Below are 16,478 nucleotides of genomic sequence, written 5' to 3'. Positions count from 1 at the left end.
CGGCCGTTCTTTTTGAAACCGGTGTCAAAAATCCACGGGAAGCGGGTCAAGCCTACTTGGGTACTTCCTCCTCCCCGGCCTCCGCCGCCACCTTGTCTGCGTCCCGCTTATGACGGTGCGCAAAAACATTCTCCTGCTGCCATACGCGGGAAAAAGCAGACGTGATCAGCCCTGTGGAAATAGCAATGATGGACACGGCAATAAACATAATCACCCCGGTAAAAATACGCCCCATGGGCGTAATAGGCACTAGGTCTCCGTACCCGACCGTACTCAACGTTTCCACGGCAAACCAGAGCGCGTCAAAAAAGGAACGGAATTTCTCGGGCTGGGCATCGTGCTCTGCAATATAAATTCCCAGGGAAGTGACGTACAGCATGAACAGGATCACGGAGAAAAACAGAAAAAACTCATCCCGGATCAGGTAAAAAGCCTTTTTAAAACTGGCGGCGGTTTCATTAAACCGGGCCAACTTGAAAATAGCCAGTATGCGGACAATCCGCAGGGAATAAAGAATCTGCCAGTCTGTCCCGAAAAACATGCCCAGGAACGGCACGCAGACAATAAAATCCAGAATACCCATGCCGCTGAAAATATAAGCCTTCCGCGGTTTGGCGCACAGCACCCGCAGGATATACTCAAACATGAAGAAATAGCTGATCCAGTAATTTACCTTGGCCGCGATACGGCCTACCAGAGGATGAATATCCGGAATGGCATTCAACGTGTACAGCATGAACCATACCAGAATCAGTACCCTGACAATGTTCTCCCAGGGACCGAAATTGGCAGCGCCCAGCTTGGTGCGGGTAATTTGGGGCATGGCGGGAATTAGGAACGATGGGCGGCCTTCCACTCGTCAGCCTTGAAGCCGACGCATATCTTTCCATTGGTAATAAAAATGGGGCGTTTAACCAGCATGCCGTTGGAAGCCAGCAGGGCTATCTGCTCATCCAGGCTCATGTCGGCAAGCTGATCTTTCAACTTCATGCTCTTGTAAAGCAATCCACTGGTATTAAAAAACTTCTTGGCCGGCAATCCGCTCCCTTCAATCCAGCTCCGCAGTTCCTCTGCCGTGGGATTCTGTTCCACAATATGGCGATCCTCATAAGAAATTCCCTGCTCATCAAGCCACTTCTTTGCTTTCTGGCAGGTCGTGCATTTGGGATATTCAATAAATAATGAAGACATATCCGCACGCTAGCCCCGTAAACACACCGGGTCAAGCGGCCAGCGCAGCCATCCCGACGTCATGACTTGATTGGAAGGCTGCCGATGTATCCGCCGTTGAACACAAAACCTGAGAACGAAAGCCCGGAATGCGTGCAGATACTGCAGAAATTCTATATTCCGGAACATTAAAGCACCATGGCGCTTCCCAACTGCGCGATGGAAACGGGATTGGCCTGACGCTCCCGGAGCGCCCCCGCTAGAGCCTGGGTAGCCTTCTCCTCCCCATGCACCAGAATGATATTCCTCTTGGGCCCCCCGGTCCTGTCAAAATACTCCAGCAGTTCTCCATGGTCCGCATGGCCGGAAAAGGAATCCATCTCCCGTATTCTGGCCCGGACAGGATATTGTTTACCCAGGATGGGAACCTCTTTCCACCCATCCATAATCTTGCGGCCAAGTGTATGTTCCGCACAATAGCCTACAAAAAGAACCGTATTTTTCGGATCGCCGATGTTATTCGCCAGGTGGTGAAGAATGCGCCCTGCTTCACACATTCCTGAGGCGGAAATAATAATAGCCTGCCCGTTCATTTTATTCAAAGCCTGGGACTCGCCCACGGAACGGATCAAACGCAGCTGTTCAAAACAAAACGGATCCTTCTCCCGGAACAGGAAATCATAAACCTCCTTATTGAAACACTCCGGATGAATGCGGAAAATTTCCGTCGCACCCACTGCCATGGGACTGTCCACATATACGGGCAACAAGGGCAGAGTGCCTTCATGGTAGGCCCTGTTCAGCAGATAAAGCAGCTGCTGGGTGCGTTCCACCGCAAAAGCCGGAATATAAACGCGGCCTCCTAATTCCAGAGCCTCCTTGATAGCCCGGCAGAACGTCTCGTCATCACGGGAGGGGGCCTCATGGAAACGGCCGCCGTAAGTGCTCTCCATCAGCAAAATATCCACATCCGGAACAGGGACGGGATCGCGCAGTAATTCGTTATCTCCCCGCCCCACATCCCCGGAAAACAGGAAACGCTTCTTCCGCCCGTCTTCCCTGTCCTCAATATCCAGGCACACTTGCGCAGCGCCCAGAATATGGCCCGCATCATAGAACGTGAGTGTCACCCCCGGAACAACGGGAATGGGCCGGTCATACCCGATATTCACGAACTGGCGCATGCACCGCTCCGCATCCTGTTCGGAATAAGTAGGATAAACATCCGGCTGATGAATACCGCGGCGCTTGTTCATCTTATTGATGAATGCGCAGTCGTGCTCCTGAATGCGGGCGGCGTCCGCCAGCATGAGCTGGCAAAGATCTCTGGTTGCAAATGTACTGTAAATATTTCCCTGAAACCCCTGTTTCACTAAATTGGGAAGATTGCCGGAATGATCAATATGAGCGTGGGACAGAACTACCGCATCCACCTCCGCCGGGGAAAAATAGGGGAAATCCTTATTGATATGCCATGCCTCCTCACGCCGCCCCTGATACATGCCGCAATCCAGAAGAATCCGGCACCCGTTCACCTCCAGCAAATGCTGGGAGCCCGTCGTCGTTCCCGCTGCACCGCAAAAATGAATTTTCATTAATACATGTGTACAACAAGCCAGCGGGCAACGCAAGAGATCAATACCTGAAGCCTTTCATTCAATATACCCTTTGAAAGACGGGAAACATCAGCCGCAAAATCCATGCCTTTTCTTTTTTCCAGGCCATAAAAAGAGAAAAACCAATAAACTGCACCATTCCTCCTTCTGTACAGTATTCCTGTGAACATGAAATTGCACTTCTTTCCCGCCCGGGTTGCGGTTTCCGTAAAAATGCATCCGTCAAAAACTTCCCCTTCGCAAGGCACATGCTCCATCACGAATGCACGCCGGAATACCCGCATCCAGGAGAGCCCTCCGGTATCACTGCCAAAAATAAAACCTGCAGGTTATTCTGAAAACATTCCGTTCTGATTGCAACCCGCCTCCTGAAAAAAGCGGCCGGCAAAAAGAGTCCCGCCTAATCTTAATGAAGCCTTTCAGCTAAAATGAACAGGACAGGAAATTCCCGCCCTGTTCATAATGCCGTTCAATTACAAAAAATTACTTGTCCTCCGGTTTGGAGTCCGCTGTCTTCTCCACCTCCACGTCAATGGGCTGGGAAAGCTCGGAAGAAGGCCGGACCTCCGTTTTGGAGGCGGAAGCATCACTCATGGTCTCCTTCTCGGTCTTCAGCAGTTCTTCTTCAAATTCAGATTTGGCCTTCTTGAATTCTCCCAGGCTCTTGCCCAGTCCGCGGGCAAATTCCGGAAGTTTCTTTGCGCCGAACAAAAGGAAAACAATCACCAGAATGGCGATAATCTCCGGTGTTCCCAGTCCAAAAATAGCTAACATGTTCATCATGGAGTACTACAGTATTTTTAACAGATTTTTTTCATGCCGGATACCTCATAATACGCTTCATGCGTCATCAGAGGCCTCCCGTTCCTGTTTCTGCTGTTCCGCAAGCCTTCTGGCGGCAAAACGCTGAAAACGCCAGACAATAATAAATATTGCCAGCAAAAAGATGCCTGAGCCGCCCCACAACAGCCAAAAAGCGGCGGAAGCCGCCTTTTCATCCCCCATTTCTCCAGCCTGGTTCCAATAATAATAGGATAAAACCGGATTCCAGGGCAGTGAACTGTCCGGCAGAAGATGGAGACGCGCCATGCGGTTCATGGCCGGCAAATAGGCAGCTTGGGCGGATGCTTTCATCAGGGAATCTCCCTGAGCCTCATCACCCCGTGTATAATATACCTGGGCCAGCATGTACATGGCCTTGGGATCCCCTGTAGCATCCGCCACACGCCGCAGCAGCCTGTAGGCCTCATCCGCATCCAGTTCCCCGCCCTTCCCGTTCTGGAGCAACTCCGCGGCCTTTAGTGCCGCAGGGAAATAACCGGCGGCGGCAGCCTCACGATACAGAGCCAGGGCCCGGGCCGCCTGTTCTGCGGAAGGAGTTCCCTCCAGCAGCATATCCGCCAGGGCAGCCATGCTGTACGGATCCTTCCATTCCGCCCCTTTTTCAAACCAATGGAAGGCCTTTTCCCGGTCAGGGGGCAAATACTTGCCGTCCCGGAACATTATGCCCAGTTCCATCACGGCTCCCAAATCTTTACGGGAGGCCGCTTTCTCAAACCATTCTACGGCCTTGGCCGCATCCTGCGGCACTCCCAGCCCATCCCGGTACTTAAATGCCAGAAGGCCTTGTGCTGTCAGGTTGCCGCTTTCCGCTGCTTGAAGAAGATATGGGACTGACTTTTCCGGAGAACTGTCCGGAACCAGCTTTCGTTCATAAACAAGGGCAGCCCATAACGCCGCCTTGGAATCACCGTCATCCGCCTCTTTCTTCCACGTCTGGAGAGATTTTTTATAATAAAGGGCTACCGTTGCTTCATCCTTCGGTCCTCCTGCTCCCTGGGAAGCCATTACAGCCACCTGGTACTGTGCCGCGGCATTACCGCTGTCAGCAGCCCGGGTAAACCAGTACCGGGCCCTTTCCAGGTTCTTTGGGTACAGGCGGCTGCCTGTATAAAACAGCTTGCCCAAATCCAGCATGGAATCCACATCTCCGTTATTGGCCCTTTTCTCTGCCAAGGAAACATACTCGGACATCCATTTGGACGTTTCCGCAGCATTACCCTCCACGTCATAATGCACAGCCAGCTCCCGGGCGGCAGCTGGATCCCCATTCAGAGCTCTTTCGCGGAGACCGGACAAGTAAGCCTCAAAATTTCCCTCCCCGGCAGGCTCCGGAGAGGAAATATTCTGAGAAGCAAGAAGTGGATGCTGAACGAGGGACAGTCCCCACAATCCGGCAAAAAGCCACCATCTGCAATGTTTCTTCATACCGGAACAAGTCATTCATTAATGGCCCCTGTTTCCGCGGGAAAAACTGCTGGAGGACCTGCCTCCAAAGCCCGGCTTACGAAACCCGCCTTCACGCCTCTGAAAACCTCCTCCGCGGCGGTCTCTCTCAAAACCGCCTTCACGGCGTTGGAACCCTCCTTCACGACGGTTTTCCCTGAAACCTCTCTCCTGATGCTGGAAACCTCCTTCGCGGCGGTCTCTCCCAAAACCGCCTTCACGGCGTTGGAACCCTCCTTCACGACGGTTTTCCCTGAAACCTCTCTCCTGATGCTGAAAACCTCCTTCGCGGCGGTCTCTCCCAAAACCGCCTTCACGGCGTTGGAATCCTCCTTCACGACGGTTTTCCCTGAAACCTCCCTCCTGATGCTGGAAACCTCCTTCGCGGCGGTCTCTTCCAAAGCCGCCTTCACGGCGTTGGAACCCTCCTTTACGTCGCTCTTCTTTGAAACCGGCCTCGCGGCGCAGGGCCCCATCCCCGCAGCGGCCGCGGAAGCCATCTCCACGACGATGAAAATCTCCGCGGCGGTCACGGGAACGGAAGCCGGAATCTCCCCGGAAATATCCATCTTCCTTGACTTCACGTTCATCCTCCGTCTCCACAAAACGAGTCTTCATTTCCGGAGTAGGTTCATAAGAATCGCCAGCTTCAAAATCTTCCGGATTAAACACATAATCCTCATCGGAATCAACGCCTCTTCCGCCCTGCTCACCCTTGGCGCCCCCCCCGGCGACAAGCTGGGAAGCACCCAGGTATTTACGCTGGCGGGGAGGATTTTTCAGTGACAGAGCCACGTCCGCATCATCCAGGAATTTCCAGCCCCCGGGTTCCAAGTCCCCTCCCCACAGGGAGCCGATGCGCACGCGCACCAACTTGCGGACACGAAGGCCCAGGCACTGGAACATTTGACGCACCTGACGCTTCAACCCCTGTTCCAAAACAATGCAGGCACGGCGCGCGGAAGCGCGGCAAACATATTTGGCCTTGGCATTTCCCTCCGGAATGCGTACTCCGCGCAAAAACTGCATCAGTACGGAATTATCAAAATTCTGATCTACCGTCACCCAGTACTCCTTTTCTATGCCGCCGGTAGGATGGGAAAGAACCTGGGTCAATTCCCCCTTATTCGTCATAATCAGAAGACCTTCGGAATCGGCATCCAGCCGTCCCACATAATTCAGATGGCGCAGGCGCGGCGGCAGCAGGTCGTAAACAGTACCTATGGCTCCCTGCGCTTCGCGGCTGCACACATACCCGCGGGGCTTGTTCAACAGCACCACAACCTCTTCCATAGGGGTCATATGGCGGCCGTCCACCTTCACGAAATCCTTCTCCGTCACCCTCATCCCAGGCGTATCGATAACCTTCCCGTTCACTTCCACACGTCCTTCCCCAATCAGCCTGTCGGCCACCCGGCGGGAGTCAATGCCGCAGGAAGCCAGGAATTTATTAATGCGGATACCTCCGTTTTCTTCGGAGCCATGTTGTTCTTCACTCATATTGGTATAATGTCCGCTATCTCAGCGGATGATTTTGTATTGTTTATATTACGGCAATTCACATCCTCAAAAAGAGGAGGCTTTCTTTTGCCGGAAGAAAAAAGCCTCTCGGTTCATAGACATCCGAGAGGCTTCCTGTATTAGGAAAATGACTTGCCGTGCAAACTCCGCCGGGAAACTCTCCGGAGAGGATAAAGACAAGCTTAAGCTTCATGCTTGGTCTTCGGCAGGCCGAGAGGGCTTTGGCCCTTCTTCCATTCGCCGCGTTCCTTCAGAAGCTTGACACGTTCAAAACGCTTCAGGACGGAACGCTTGCCGCCTACGGTACCGGTTGCTTTGAGGCTGGAATGTTTGGACATGATCTTGTGTTTGTAAAAGGTTCAGAAAAATACTTTACACCACCCTTTCAGTGGCAGGCGGGATCTTATAACGGAAGGTTCCGAACTTGGCAAGAGAAATTTGGCGCAATAGCCAAATATATCACTCTGTGGCATCCCCCGGATGCGATTCCAGCCACTTCCTCCACAAATCCGGACGGTTCAGGCGCGTACGCTCCAGAGACTTCCCGTGCTTCCATTTTTCAATGGCGGGGTGATTGCCGCCCAGCAAAATCTCCGGAACAGCCAGGCCCCGGAACACGTTCGGCTTAGTATAGGCGGGAGCCTCCAGCAAACCGTTGGAAAAAGATTCCTCCACGGAAGAACGCTCATCCCCCAGCACGCCGGGAATCAGGCGCGCTACGGCGTCAATTACCACCACAGAGGCAATGGCCCCGTTCGTGAGAATATAGTCCCCGATGGACAATTCCATATCCACCAGCTCTTCTACTACACGATGGTCCACCCCCTCGTAATGACCGCAGAGGATAATGAGATGGCCTCCGGAGGCAGCCAATTCCGCGGCCAATGACTGGTTGAACGTACGGCCCTGAGGAGTCATCAGCACAACGCGGGTTTCCCGCCGGCGAAGTTCCTCTACGGCGGCAAAGATAGGTTCCGGCTTCAGCAGCATGCCCTGCCCCCCTCCGCAAAGGTAATCGTCCGTTTTGCGGTGCTTGTCCGTCGTCCAGTCACGGATATTATGGCAGCGTATCTCCAACAATCCCCTGTCACGGGCCTTTCCCAGAATGCTGCCGCCCAGAGGGGCTTCCACCATATCCGGGAACAGGGACAAAACGTCAATCGTCAGCTTGGCGGCCATAAGAAAAAAACATCAGCGTTCACGCTTATGGCCGCGCAGCATGGCCTCAATGAACGGATCCAGGTTGCCGTCCATCACGTCCTGAATATTGCCGGACTCTACGCCTGTGCGCAAATCTTTCACCATTTGATAAGGCTGGAAAACATAGGAACGGATCTGGTTGCCCCACCCGATGTCTCCCTTCTCACTGTACTGGCGGTCGGCTTCCGCCTGCTTTTTGTCTTCCTCAATCTGGTATAGCTTGGCACGCAGCATATTCATAGCCTCTTCCTTGTTACGAAGCTGGCTGCGCTCATTCTGGCAGGCCACGATCACACCGGAAGGAATATGCGTGATACGCACGGCGGTTTCCACCTTGTTCACGTTCTGGCCGCCCTTGCCGCCGGAACGGTAGGTATCCACCTTCAAATCCTTGTCCAGGATTTCAATATTGATGGAATCAGAAACTTCCGGCGTCGCGTCCAGGGAAGCGAAAGAAGTATGTCTCTTCCCGGCGGAATCAAAGGGAGAAATGCGCACCAACCGGTGGATGCCGCGTTCATTCTTCAAATATCCGTAGGCATACTCTCCATCCACCTTCAATGTCACGGAACGAATGCCGGCGTCATCCCCGTCCGTACTCTCCAAATACGTCACGGAAAATCCCCGGCGCTCACACCAGCGGATATACATGCGCAATAACATGGATGCCCAGTCACAGGCTTCCGTGCCGCCGGCCCCGGCGTGGATGGTTACATAACAGGAAGCCTGGTCCTGCGGTCCGTTCAGCAGGGTCAGCAATTCAAAATCCGCCAGAGACTTCTGCCACCTGGCAAACTCTTCCACAGCCTCCCGGCCCAGGTCATCGTCATCCGCCTCCTGAGCCAGCTCAATAGCAGCGTCAATATCCTCCAGACGGGACTTCAGTGCGGAAAATGCCTCCATCCTGTGTTTCAGGGGATTCACCTCCGCCATCAGCGCCCGTGCGGCATTCTGGTCATCCCAGAAATCCGGGGCGCTCATGCGTTCATCCAATTCGGCTACTCGTTGTTGAATGCCGTCCAGGTCAAAGATAGCTCCCGAGCTCGGAAAGACGGCTATGCAGGACAGCCGTGTCGAGCGCCGAGAGATCTGCAGCGATATGGGGATCCATGCGCGGGAACCTATCACGAATTACCTGGACGGAAAAGGGCAAAATGCCGTTTCTCCCAGTCATCCTCTTTTACTCCGACTTGCACCGGGCCATTTCCAAGAATAATAAAACTCCGCACGCTGAACAAAACCGCTCCTCTTCCGCAGGAAGAACATCTAACAGGAAATGAATACTTCCGAAACCAAATCCTCTTCCCCATTTCAATGCCCCATGGGAAAAACAGCAGACAAAAATCTTATCTCATTCCCTTACCTTACATCACCGTTTTCTGCCCTTCCCCCTCTTTCCGGAATGTGGTTCGGCCCTCCATATCCCCGGCTTCCCATAAGAGAGCCCGGAGCCATGCTACTTGGCGGAATTTTCCTCTCCACCCTCAAAAGGGCGGATCCGGCAGGACCTGAGTTTTTCAATCTCCTCAAAAGTCATGATGTGTTCTATCTGGCAAGCCACTTCATTGGCGCGTTCTTCCGGGAGAGCCAATTCCTCCCGCAGGAAATCAAACAGAATACCGTGGCTGACAATAATTTTCCCGGCAATTCTGCGGCCTTGGGGAGTCAGCTTGACGGGAGCATACTGCGTATACTCCACCAGTCCCATATCCGCCAGTTGCTTGACGGCAGATGTAACGGAAGGCATCTTTACCTTAAGCATCTCTGCAATATCCCTCACCTGGGCCGTCCCGTTCTTTTCAGACAGCAACCCGATAGCTTCCAGATAATCCTCATTGCTCTTGGTCAGCTCCAACATGGTATAAAATGAAAGTTAATACTTTAGTGGAAACTAACTCAAGATTTTTTCCAGACTTCTTTGGAATGAGAAAAAAACCGCCGCGAATATGACCATTCGCGGCGGTTAAATTAATCAGCGTAATACAAAAACGGGCTTACTTCTCTTCAGAAGGGCTCCACTCTTCGTTTTCACGGGTAGCCAGATTGAAGGCGTGTTCCAGACCCACCATATCGCTGCTCGGGCGGAGGGCTTCAAAGGAAGCGGTTTCGCGGCGGAGCTGTTCGGTGTCGTAATTGACGGCCTTGATGGAAAGGCCGATACGGCGTTCGATGCTGTCCACTTTGATCACGCGGGCAGTGATTTCATCACCCACCTTGATCACATCCTTCACGCGTTCCACATGGTCTTCGCTCAACTGGGAGATATGAATCAGGCCATCAATATCGCCGTCCAGATTCACAAAGGCGCCGAAGCTGGCAATCTTGGCCACCTGGCCAGTCACCATATCGCCCACCTTGAAGCGGTCATTGATGGATTCCCACGGATCGGACTCAAGCTGCTTGATACCAAGGGAGACGCGCTGATCCTCCTTCTTGATTTCCAAAACGATGGCTTCCACTTCGTCGCCCTTCTTGAGAACTTCGGAGGGATGATTGATCTTGCGGGTCCAGCTCATATCGGACACGTGGATCATGCCGTCGATGCCTTCTTCCAGTCCCACAAAAGCGCCGTAGGGAGTAAGGTTGCGAACCTGGCCCTTGATGACGGTACCAATCGGGAAACGGGATTCGATATCCGCCCAGGGATTGTCTTCCAACTGGCGGACACCGAGGGAAATCTTCTGTTCCTTCACAGAAATGGAAAGAACCACGGCTTCGATTTCCTGGTCCAGCTTCAATACATCGCTCGGACGGGTGATTCTCTTGACCCAGGACAATTCGGAAACGTGCACCAGGCCTTCCACGCCCTTTTCCAATTCCACAAAGGCGCCGTAAGGCAGGAGCTTGGTCACGCGGCCCTTGACATGGGAATTGATCGGGTATTTGCGTTCGATATCCGCCCAGGGGTTGTCTGTCATCTGCTTCAGGCCCAGGGAAACGCGTTCCTTTTCGCGATCCACTTCCAGAATCACGACTTCCAGGGACTGACCGATATGGAGCATTTCGCTCGGATGGTTCACGCGGCCCCAGCTCATATCCGTGATATGGAGCAGGCCGTCCATGCCGCGGAGGTCGACAAAAGCGCCGAAGTCCGTGATATTCTTCACGATACCTTCCACCTTGTCGCCTTCCTTGACGGTTTCAAGGAAGCGCTGGCGCTGGTCGGCGCGTTCGGCTTCAATCACCTCACGGCGGGAAAGGACGATATTTTTACGGTCGTCATTTACCTTGACGATCTTGAATTCGTAAACCTTTCCAACATACTCGTTCAGGTCGCGAGGAGGAATAATATCCACCTGGGAACCGGGCAGGAAAGCTTCCACGCCAACATTGACCATAAGACCGCCCTTGACGACGCTCTTCACTTTACCCTTAACCAGGCCGCCATCGCGGTACACGCCCACGATCTTATCCCAGTTCTGCTTATGGGCGGCCTTTTCCTTGGAAAGGACGACGATGCCTTCGTCGTTTTCGAGGCGTTCCAAAAGGACTTCAATTTGGTCCCCCACTTCGATTTCCTCGTCTTCAAACTCGGAAATGGAAATAGCGCCTTCGGACTTGTAGCCGATGTCCACCAAAACGACTTGGGGACGGATTTCTTGGATGGTTCCGGTAACAATGGAACCTTCACGCAATTCGCGGAACTTGCTGTCAATAAGTTCCGCCAGTTCAGTTGTGCTCATTTAAATGGTTGATGAGTTAGTATTAACGATCTTTCTCATGGCCCCTTATTGACCGGCGGGCAATCGGGGCGCCTTCCCCCGCCGGGCGAAAAATCGGTTGCTTTCAATATCAGTTTCACACAAGAACTCAAGGCTTTTCTTGAAAAACTCCTCCCGATTTTTTACGGAACCTGAGGAGCCCCTCTGGACGGCGGCAGAAAACGAGCGCACAAAAACCTTGTAGCACTTCCGTCCCATGTTAAATTCCGGCTAATGGGAAAATGCAGGAATACCTGCATCTATCAACCACTCCTGCCGCAAAACCATGAAAAAAAACCTCCTTTACCTGCTCGCAGCGGGGCTGTCCGGAACAGCCTTCCTTCACGCCGCGGATACCGTCAAACTGGACCAGCCGGACCTGGAACGGGGGGCTCCGATCATGAAAGCCCTGTCCGACCGTCAATCCATTCGGAGCTTTTCTGAAAAAGCGCTATCCCAAAAAGATTTATCAGACCTGCTCTGGGCGGCCAATGGCATCAACCGTCAGGAATCCGGCAAACGTACAGCCCCGTCCGCCATGAACCGCCAGGACGTTAAAATTTATATATGCACTAAAAACGCCTCCTACCTCTATGACCACAAGGCCCACGCCATGATTCCCGTAAACGATGGGGACGTGCGCCCGGCGGATGCCCCCATATGTCTCATTCTTGTAACGGATACGGCGGAACCCTGGGCTGCCATGGACGCCGGCATTGTCTCCCAGAACATCTCCCTGTTCTGCTCCGGGACGGGACTGGCTACCTATCCGCGCGCCAGCATGAACAAGGATGCCCTGGCAAAGGCCCTGAAACTAACCTCTCTCCAAACACCCATGCTCTGTCATCCGGTAGGATATAAAAAATAACTACTTCCGGCTACATTCTCCGGACAGTCCGGAAAAGAAACCATCAGAAATGGAAATGAATTCCACAACAGGCGGAATTATGGTTCCGGCAGAATATCCATGTAGATGCCGGGAGAGCTCCCTTCAATAGGCATCGCGCCCACAGCCCGGGCATAAAAATCAGCCGGACCAACCCCGCCGATGACACCGTATGCATACCCCAGCTCCCGCAAACCTTTCAGGGCGGAAATCAATAGCACGGTGCCCAATCCGCTTCTGCGCACCTCTTCCGCCACCCCCATGGGGCCCAAAAAACCGCGAGCCGTTACATCGTAACAGGCAAAACCAAGAATCTTCTTCTCCCGTGTGGCAATATAACAGGAAATGGGCTGGCGGCCAAACGCGACTTTCGCCTCACTTACCCACTTGGGAGAAAAATTCCGGCCAACCCAGTCAGCTACCAAATGACGTTCGTAAGCACCCGGACGGCGAATCAAAAAACCTTCCCTCTCCAGCCTCCTCAGGTCTTCTTCAATATCGGGCAAATCATACAGCCGCACCAGCATATCCATCATAACCCCGGCACCGTATCACAACTAAGTGCCGTGGCGAATAAAAAAAACTGGACAAACCCATCTTTCAACCTTAGACTTCGCCGCACCACAAACAACGAGCTGTAGCGCAGGCTGGTAGCGCGCTTCGTTCGGGACGAAGAGGTCGCAGGTTCGAATCCTGTCAGCTCGACCAATTTCCAAGCCGCCTCCGGGCGGCTTTTTTATCGGCTAAATATTGAATATCAATCAATTTCCTACATTAAAAATTCCGTTTTGCCGATATCCTGCACTAATGTGAATATCGTTCACTAAGGTGAATAAATGGTGTCATACTGATTGAATTTGCCCCCTTAAAGGGTATAAAGGGTACAAAATCATATGAGCAAACCTCTCAGATTTACCATCTTCAAGATGCAGCGTGGGGGCAAAATTCTCTACAGGATCAGAATACCGGCCAGATTTGCAGCATCAGGAAAAAAAACCGACTTGTACTACAAAACAAGAGCTGAGGCTGAAGAAGAACAAGCCCTGCTCAGAGAAAAGTTTGCCAATGGAGAACTGACTTTAGGTACCATACTTGGACCAGGACAAGTCAAAGACGCCCAACAGGCCCTGGAATTATTGGCGGAACATAAGTTGAATACCTCACTGCTTAATGCTGCCAGAGCTATTGTTTCGCTGAATCCAGACCAGTTCAAGGATGCCTTTCAAGCCCTTGAACTGATTAAAGACAATGGTTCAGAGATTTCCCTCGTGGAAGCTGCCAGTCTGGCGATAGAGCAACGTAAGGCCCGAATGATAGGTATTCCCACCAAGGATTTACTCACAAAGTACAAGGAAGCAGTATCGGAAGTGCGCCATTGGACAGCCAAGCATCTTGCCAACTGGCGGTTCTATTCCACAAAATTCGATAGCTATTTTGGAGAAAAGAACATTGCCGATATTCAGGCTCCGGAACTGCGAGAATGGTTTTCAAAAAACTTCCCAAGCGCAACTTATTTCAACTCCGCGTTATCCGTCATCGCCCCGGCATTTACCTGGGCCGTCAAACAAGAAATGCTCAAACGTTCTCCATTTGATCTGATAGAGCGCCGTAAAGTAGTTAAAAGTGATGGAGTGGATATCTTTACCATAGACGAAGTAAAACGCCTCTTGTGCTGCTGTAAATCGTATAAAACGGCAAATCCATCACATCCTATGGTTGCGGATGATGGAACAGTCCCCGCTCTTTTCAAATTGGACTGCCGAGATACACTTCTTCCGTTTTCCCTCTTGCTTTTCTCAGGAATCCGTCCCGAAGAACTGGAAAAGATGACCTGGGACCTCATCCACCTCGATAAAGGTTTCATTTCTGTACCACCATCAATCGCAAAGACAAACCAAGTTCGGAACATTGAACTACACGGTAATTTGAAGGATTACCTTTCTACGATTCCAGCAGCCAAACGGGCAGGCAAACTCATACCCACAAACTGGAAACGTAAATCTGCCATTGTTCGTAAGGCTGCCGGGTTACAAAACCGCCATGATGCAGCAAGACATTCTTTCGCCTCATACTCTCTTGCGATAGATCCTGATGTCCACAAACTGAAGGAAAATCTCGGACACACGAAGAACTCTGATGTTCTCTTCAAACATTACCGCGCGGCTGTCACGAAACAAGATGCAGAACGCTACTGGAAAATAAATCCTCTTGCCCCGATAGGAGCTAATATTTAATCATTACTGGAAAGGCAATATTTGTGGGCCGTACTTCATCAGCCGCGCCGTAAATGGAATTAGATTTGGAAGCATCAAAAGAGAGCGGGACAGCATATCCATTGTCTTTCCGACAACTCCATACGCCATTTGCTCCGTTTCCAGTCCTAAATGCGCCTTGGTATCCGCCCGAAAGGGCTCCTGCTTCAAAAGTGTATGATCCCGTCGTACCTTTAATGTTCGGCAGCCCCTGTTGTTGAAGAGAACCAAGAAGTCTTCCTGAATCAATTCCCGCGCCGTCATCAAGACCACGAATAAAACAACCGCGGCAATCCGGCAAATTGAATGTGGTGCTTCCGTCTCCATCTCCACAGGAAGTACCAATGACCGAAAAAAGTACTCCATAAATTACTCTACTTACTGCCTGACCTTGACAGAATATCCATCCAACAGGAGCAACAGGACCAGCGTAATAAGAAAGGCTGCCTGTCGGTACCCCATCAGTTCCGCCCCAACCTGTCCATGTACCCGAATACATACCGCCGCGCCACATTCTGCCATCGTAGCTGGTAAACATGGCCTGAACAAGGGTTCCCCTTAATTTCTGAATTTCCAGAATTCCAGTTTCGGCAGGTAAATTCTGATTCCCATGAGACATCACATGAATCAAACGGGACAGTTCCGGCATCTTTTCAATGATACTGGGAATAGTCATGGATGATTCATGCAAGTCGCTCTTTGCATAGTTATTCAATTCTTCAAGCCCCGTGAAAAACCTCCACCCGCAAAACTGGTCTGCTGAACCATTTAAATGACCGATGAAATTCGGAGCTTCCAAATTCCCGGTCATCTTATCCCCTGTTTTAGAGACAAATCCTGCCTTTGCTTCTTCAATGGCCTTGGAAATATTCTCCGTCTCTTTACCCAATCCTTCGATATTTATTCTTATCGTTTCAATATCAAGCTTATCTTCTAGATCCGCCATATCTTGTAATGTAGCACGGGCATTAGGATCAAAAGCCTGAAATATGACCGGTGCATTGCCGATGACAATAGAGACGGTCAACACCTCTTCCATAACGGTATTGCTTCCGGCATCCGGGAAATAATCAGCCAATTCACCAGCATTGGCATAGGCAAACAGCACGGGCTCTCCGCCATTCTGAAACGGTTTGACGAAAACTCCAATTTCACGCAAGTAAAAATTTCCTGTGACGCCAGATGCGACAAATGTCCCACGAACCGTTACTACGCCATCCACATGGTCAGTTTTTGAAATACTCACCCGGGAAAGAGGCCCAACCAATGAAGTCAGATCTTCCGGCGCGGCCGGAGGCTGCCCATTACCTATTTCAATGTGTGAAAATTCAATGCTGGAACCAGCAGACATGGCGGCAGCGAAATGAGACCGTCCCGCACGTGTTATTGTGACGTTGGAGAATTTAGCCATAATTAAATGTTATCATCAAACTTAAATTAAGGAACGGGCAACGCTGAAGGCGTCGTCGCAGCGGTTCAGCCAGCCCTTCCCGAAGGTTGGAAACTGCTTGCACAAACGGTAAAACGCCTGACGCTTCTCCTGTAACCCAACCAAAAACACCGCTTCACCCGTGGCGGCCAGCTGGTCCTGTAGTTCCTGCCGGGTCTTGGGGCCAACAATTCCGTCCACCACAAGCCCGGCTCCGTGGATGTTCAGCGCGCGCTGCAAAATCTTCCCGGTATTCCTGCTCCCGGAATTAAAATAATGATCCCGCAGGATGAATTCAACGCCAGGAAAAGCGTCGGAACCCAGCCAGGAACGCACGGCGGCGGTATTATCCAGGACATACTGGAGACATCCTTCCCAGGCCTCTTCACGTCTTCCGGCATCCAGCAGGGCCTTCAA

17 protein-coding genes and 1 tRNA gene are annotated in these 16,478 nt (G+C 51.9%); 3 read left to right on the top strand and 15 right to left on the bottom strand.

The annotated features are described in order from the left end of the window. Nucleotides 1–52 precede the first annotated feature (52 nt). The 12 genes from WW58_RS01505 to WW58_RS01455 form a co-directional block, all read right to left on the bottom strand. Nucleotides 53–823: an ion transporter gene (locus WW58_RS01505; RefSeq protein ID WP_102733023.1), complete on the bottom strand. Its 771-nt coding sequence runs from the start codon at nucleotides 821–823 to the stop codon at nucleotides 53–55. 8 nt (nucleotides 824–831) lie between these two features. Further along, nucleotides 832–1,191 (bottom strand): arsenate reductase family protein, encoded by a 360-nt coding sequence (locus WW58_RS01500; RefSeq protein ID WP_012419295.1) that lies wholly within the window; start codon nucleotides 1,189–1,191, stop codon nucleotides 832–834. 167 nt (nucleotides 1,192–1,358) lie between these two features. Next, entirely contained in the window at nucleotides 1,359–2,765 is a 1,407-nt protein-coding gene (locus tag WW58_RS01495) for an MBL fold metallo-hydrolase RNA specificity domain-containing protein (RefSeq protein ID WP_046434779.1), read from the bottom strand. After that, nucleotides 2,765–3,046 (bottom strand): hypothetical protein, encoded by a 282-nt coding sequence (locus WW58_RS01490; RefSeq protein WP_128153721.1) that lies wholly within the window; start codon nucleotides 3,044–3,046, stop codon nucleotides 2,765–2,767. The genes WW58_RS01495 and WW58_RS01490 overlap by 1 nt, the downstream gene beginning before the upstream one ends. A 223-nt stretch (nucleotides 3,047–3,269) precedes the next feature. Beyond that, on the bottom strand, nucleotides 3,270–3,560 hold the full coding sequence (gene tatA / locus WW58_RS01485) for a Sec-independent protein translocase subunit TatA/TatB (RefSeq protein WP_256151044.1): 291 nt from the start codon (nucleotides 3,558–3,560) through the stop codon (nucleotides 3,270–3,272). Between the two features lie 66 nt (nucleotides 3,561–3,626). Beyond that, on the bottom strand, nucleotides 3,627–5,054 hold the full coding sequence (locus WW58_RS01480; protein ID WP_046434774.1) for a tetratricopeptide repeat protein: 1,428 nt from the start codon (nucleotides 5,052–5,054) through the stop codon (nucleotides 3,627–3,629). Nucleotides 5,055–5,072: 18 nt separating this feature from the next. Then, nucleotides 5,073–6,572: a pseudouridine synthase gene (locus WW58_RS12725; protein ID WP_215833599.1), complete on the bottom strand. Its 1,500-nt coding sequence runs from the start codon at nucleotides 6,570–6,572 to the stop codon at nucleotides 5,073–5,075. Between the two features lie 203 nt (nucleotides 6,573–6,775). Continuing rightward, the gene (locus WW58_RS12720) at nucleotides 6,776–6,931 is read right to left on the bottom strand and encodes a small basic protein (RefSeq protein WP_012419301.1); all 156 of its coding nucleotides are present in this window, start codon (nucleotides 6,929–6,931) and stop codon (nucleotides 6,776–6,778) included. Between the two features lie 121 nt (nucleotides 6,932–7,052). Beyond that, nucleotides 7,053–7,772 carry a tRNA (guanosine(37)-N1)-methyltransferase TrmD gene (trmD, locus tag WW58_RS01470; protein ID WP_022197844.1) on the bottom strand — a complete coding sequence of 240 codons (720 nt, stop codon included), beginning with the start codon at nucleotides 7,770–7,772 and terminating at the stop codon, nucleotides 7,053–7,055. A gap of 12 nt (nucleotides 7,773–7,784) precedes the next feature. Next, nucleotides 7,785–8,904, bottom strand: a protein-coding gene (prfB, locus tag WW58_RS01465) for a peptide chain release factor 2 (RefSeq protein ID WP_197736719.1) whose coding sequence is annotated in 2 segments (ribosomal slippage) — nucleotides 7,785–8,819 and nucleotides 8,821–8,904 — 1,119 coding nt in all. Because the reading frame shifts where the segments join, the coding sequence is not laid out codon by codon here. Between the two features lie 345 nt (nucleotides 8,905–9,249). Further along, nucleotides 9,250–9,651, bottom strand: coding sequence for a metal-dependent transcriptional regulator (locus WW58_RS01460; protein WP_012419304.1), 402 nt, complete (start codon nucleotides 9,649–9,651; stop codon nucleotides 9,250–9,252). A 136-nt stretch (nucleotides 9,652–9,787) separates the two neighbouring features. After that, nucleotides 9,788–11,476 carry a 30S ribosomal protein S1 gene (locus WW58_RS01455; protein ID WP_012419305.1) on the bottom strand — a complete coding sequence of 563 codons (1,689 nt, stop codon included), beginning with the start codon at nucleotides 11,474–11,476 and terminating at the stop codon, nucleotides 9,788–9,790. A gap of 304 nt (nucleotides 11,477–11,780) precedes the next feature. Between WW58_RS01455 and WW58_RS01450 the strand changes: the two genes are divergently transcribed. Then, nucleotides 11,781–12,362 carry a SagB/ThcOx family dehydrogenase gene (locus WW58_RS01450; protein WP_022197848.1) on the top strand — a complete coding sequence of 194 codons (582 nt, stop codon included), beginning with the start codon at nucleotides 11,781–11,783 and terminating at the stop codon, nucleotides 12,360–12,362. Between the two features lie 77 nt (nucleotides 12,363–12,439). Here WW58_RS01450 and WW58_RS01445 read toward each other — a convergent pair whose 3' ends face one another. Next, entirely contained in the window at nucleotides 12,440–12,916 is a 477-nt protein-coding gene (locus WW58_RS01445) for a GNAT family N-acetyltransferase (protein ID WP_022197849.1), read from the bottom strand. Between the two features lie 95 nt (nucleotides 12,917–13,011). On the opposite strand from WW58_RS01445, the gene WW58_RS01440 reads away from it, so the two are divergent. Then, nucleotides 13,012–13,088: transfer RNA gene (locus tag WW58_RS01440), tRNA-Pro, on the top strand. 185 nt (nucleotides 13,089–13,273) lie between these two features. After that, nucleotides 13,274–14,614 (top strand): tyrosine-type recombinase/integrase, encoded by a 1,341-nt coding sequence (locus WW58_RS01435; RefSeq protein ID WP_046434769.1) that lies wholly within the window; start codon nucleotides 13,274–13,276, stop codon nucleotides 14,612–14,614. Here the strand turns inward: WW58_RS01435 and WW58_RS12715 are convergent. Further along, entirely contained in the window at nucleotides 14,604–16,043 is a 1,440-nt protein-coding gene (locus WW58_RS12715) for a tail fiber protein (RefSeq protein ID WP_288143386.1), read from the bottom strand. The two genes, WW58_RS01435 and WW58_RS12715, sit on opposite strands and share 11 nt — an antisense overlap. Before the next feature lie 21 nt (nucleotides 16,044–16,064). Then, nucleotides 16,065–16,478: putative peptidoglycan-binding domain-containing protein (locus WW58_RS01425; protein ID WP_046434766.1), on the bottom strand; the 414-nt coding region annotated here is incomplete at its 5' end.

The organism is Akkermansia sp. UNK.MGS-1 (genome assembly GCF_000980515.1).
GTDB lineage: Bacteria > Verrucomicrobiota > Verrucomicrobiia > Verrucomicrobiales > Akkermansiaceae > Akkermansia > Akkermansia muciniphila.
Note: the sequence above shows the minus strand (reverse complement) of the source record. Positions and strands in the feature narration are given on the sequence as shown.

Bases quoted from the DNA above. Each gene is read 5' to 3' on its own strand.
- trmD (WP_022197844.1), bottom strand. From the start codon at position 7,772: ATGGCCGCCAAGCTGACGATTGACGTTTTGTCCCTGTTCCCGGATATG.
- WW58_RS01455 (WP_012419305.1), bottom strand. From the start codon at position 11,476: ATGAGCACAACTGAACTGGCGGAACTTATTGACAGCAAGTTCCGCGAA.
- WW58_RS12720 (WP_012419301.1), bottom strand. From the start codon at position 6,931: ATGTCCAAACATTCCAGCCTCAAAGCAACCGGTACCGTAGGCGGCAAG.
- WW58_RS12725 (WP_215833599.1), bottom strand. From the start codon at position 6,572: ATGAGTGAAGAACAACATGGCTCCGAAGAAAACGGAGGTATCCGCATT.
- WW58_RS12715 (WP_288143386.1), bottom strand. From the start codon at position 16,043: ATGGCTAAATTCTCCAACGTCACAATAACACGTGCGGGACGGTCTCAT.
- WW58_RS01480 (WP_046434774.1), bottom strand. From the start codon at position 5,054: ATGAAGAAACATTGCAGATGGTGGCTTTTTGCCGGATTGTGGGGACTG.
- WW58_RS01450 (WP_022197848.1), top strand. From the start codon at position 11,781: ATGAAAAAAAACCTCCTTTACCTGCTCGCAGCGGGGCTGTCCGGAACA.
- WW58_RS01495 (WP_046434779.1), bottom strand. From the start codon at position 2,765: ATGAAAATTCATTTTTGCGGTGCAGCGGGAACGACGACGGGCTCCCAG.
- WW58_RS01460 (WP_012419304.1), bottom strand. From the start codon at position 9,651: ATGTTGGAGCTGACCAAGAGCAATGAGGATTATCTGGAAGCTATCGGG.
- WW58_RS01505 (WP_102733023.1), bottom strand. From the start codon at position 823: ATGCCCCAAATTACCCGCACCAAGCTGGGCGCTGCCAATTTCGGTCCC.
- tatA (WP_256151044.1), bottom strand. From the start codon at position 3,560: ATGTTAGCTATTTTTGGACTGGGAACACCGGAGATTATCGCCATTCTG.
- WW58_RS01445 (WP_022197849.1), bottom strand. From the start codon at position 12,916: ATGATGGATATGCTGGTGCGGCTGTATGATTTGCCCGATATTGAAGAA.
- WW58_RS01435 (WP_046434769.1), top strand. From the start codon at position 13,274: ATGAGCAAACCTCTCAGATTTACCATCTTCAAGATGCAGCGTGGGGGC.
- WW58_RS01500 (WP_012419295.1), bottom strand. From the start codon at position 1,191: ATGTCTTCATTATTTATTGAATATCCCAAATGCACGACCTGCCAGAAA.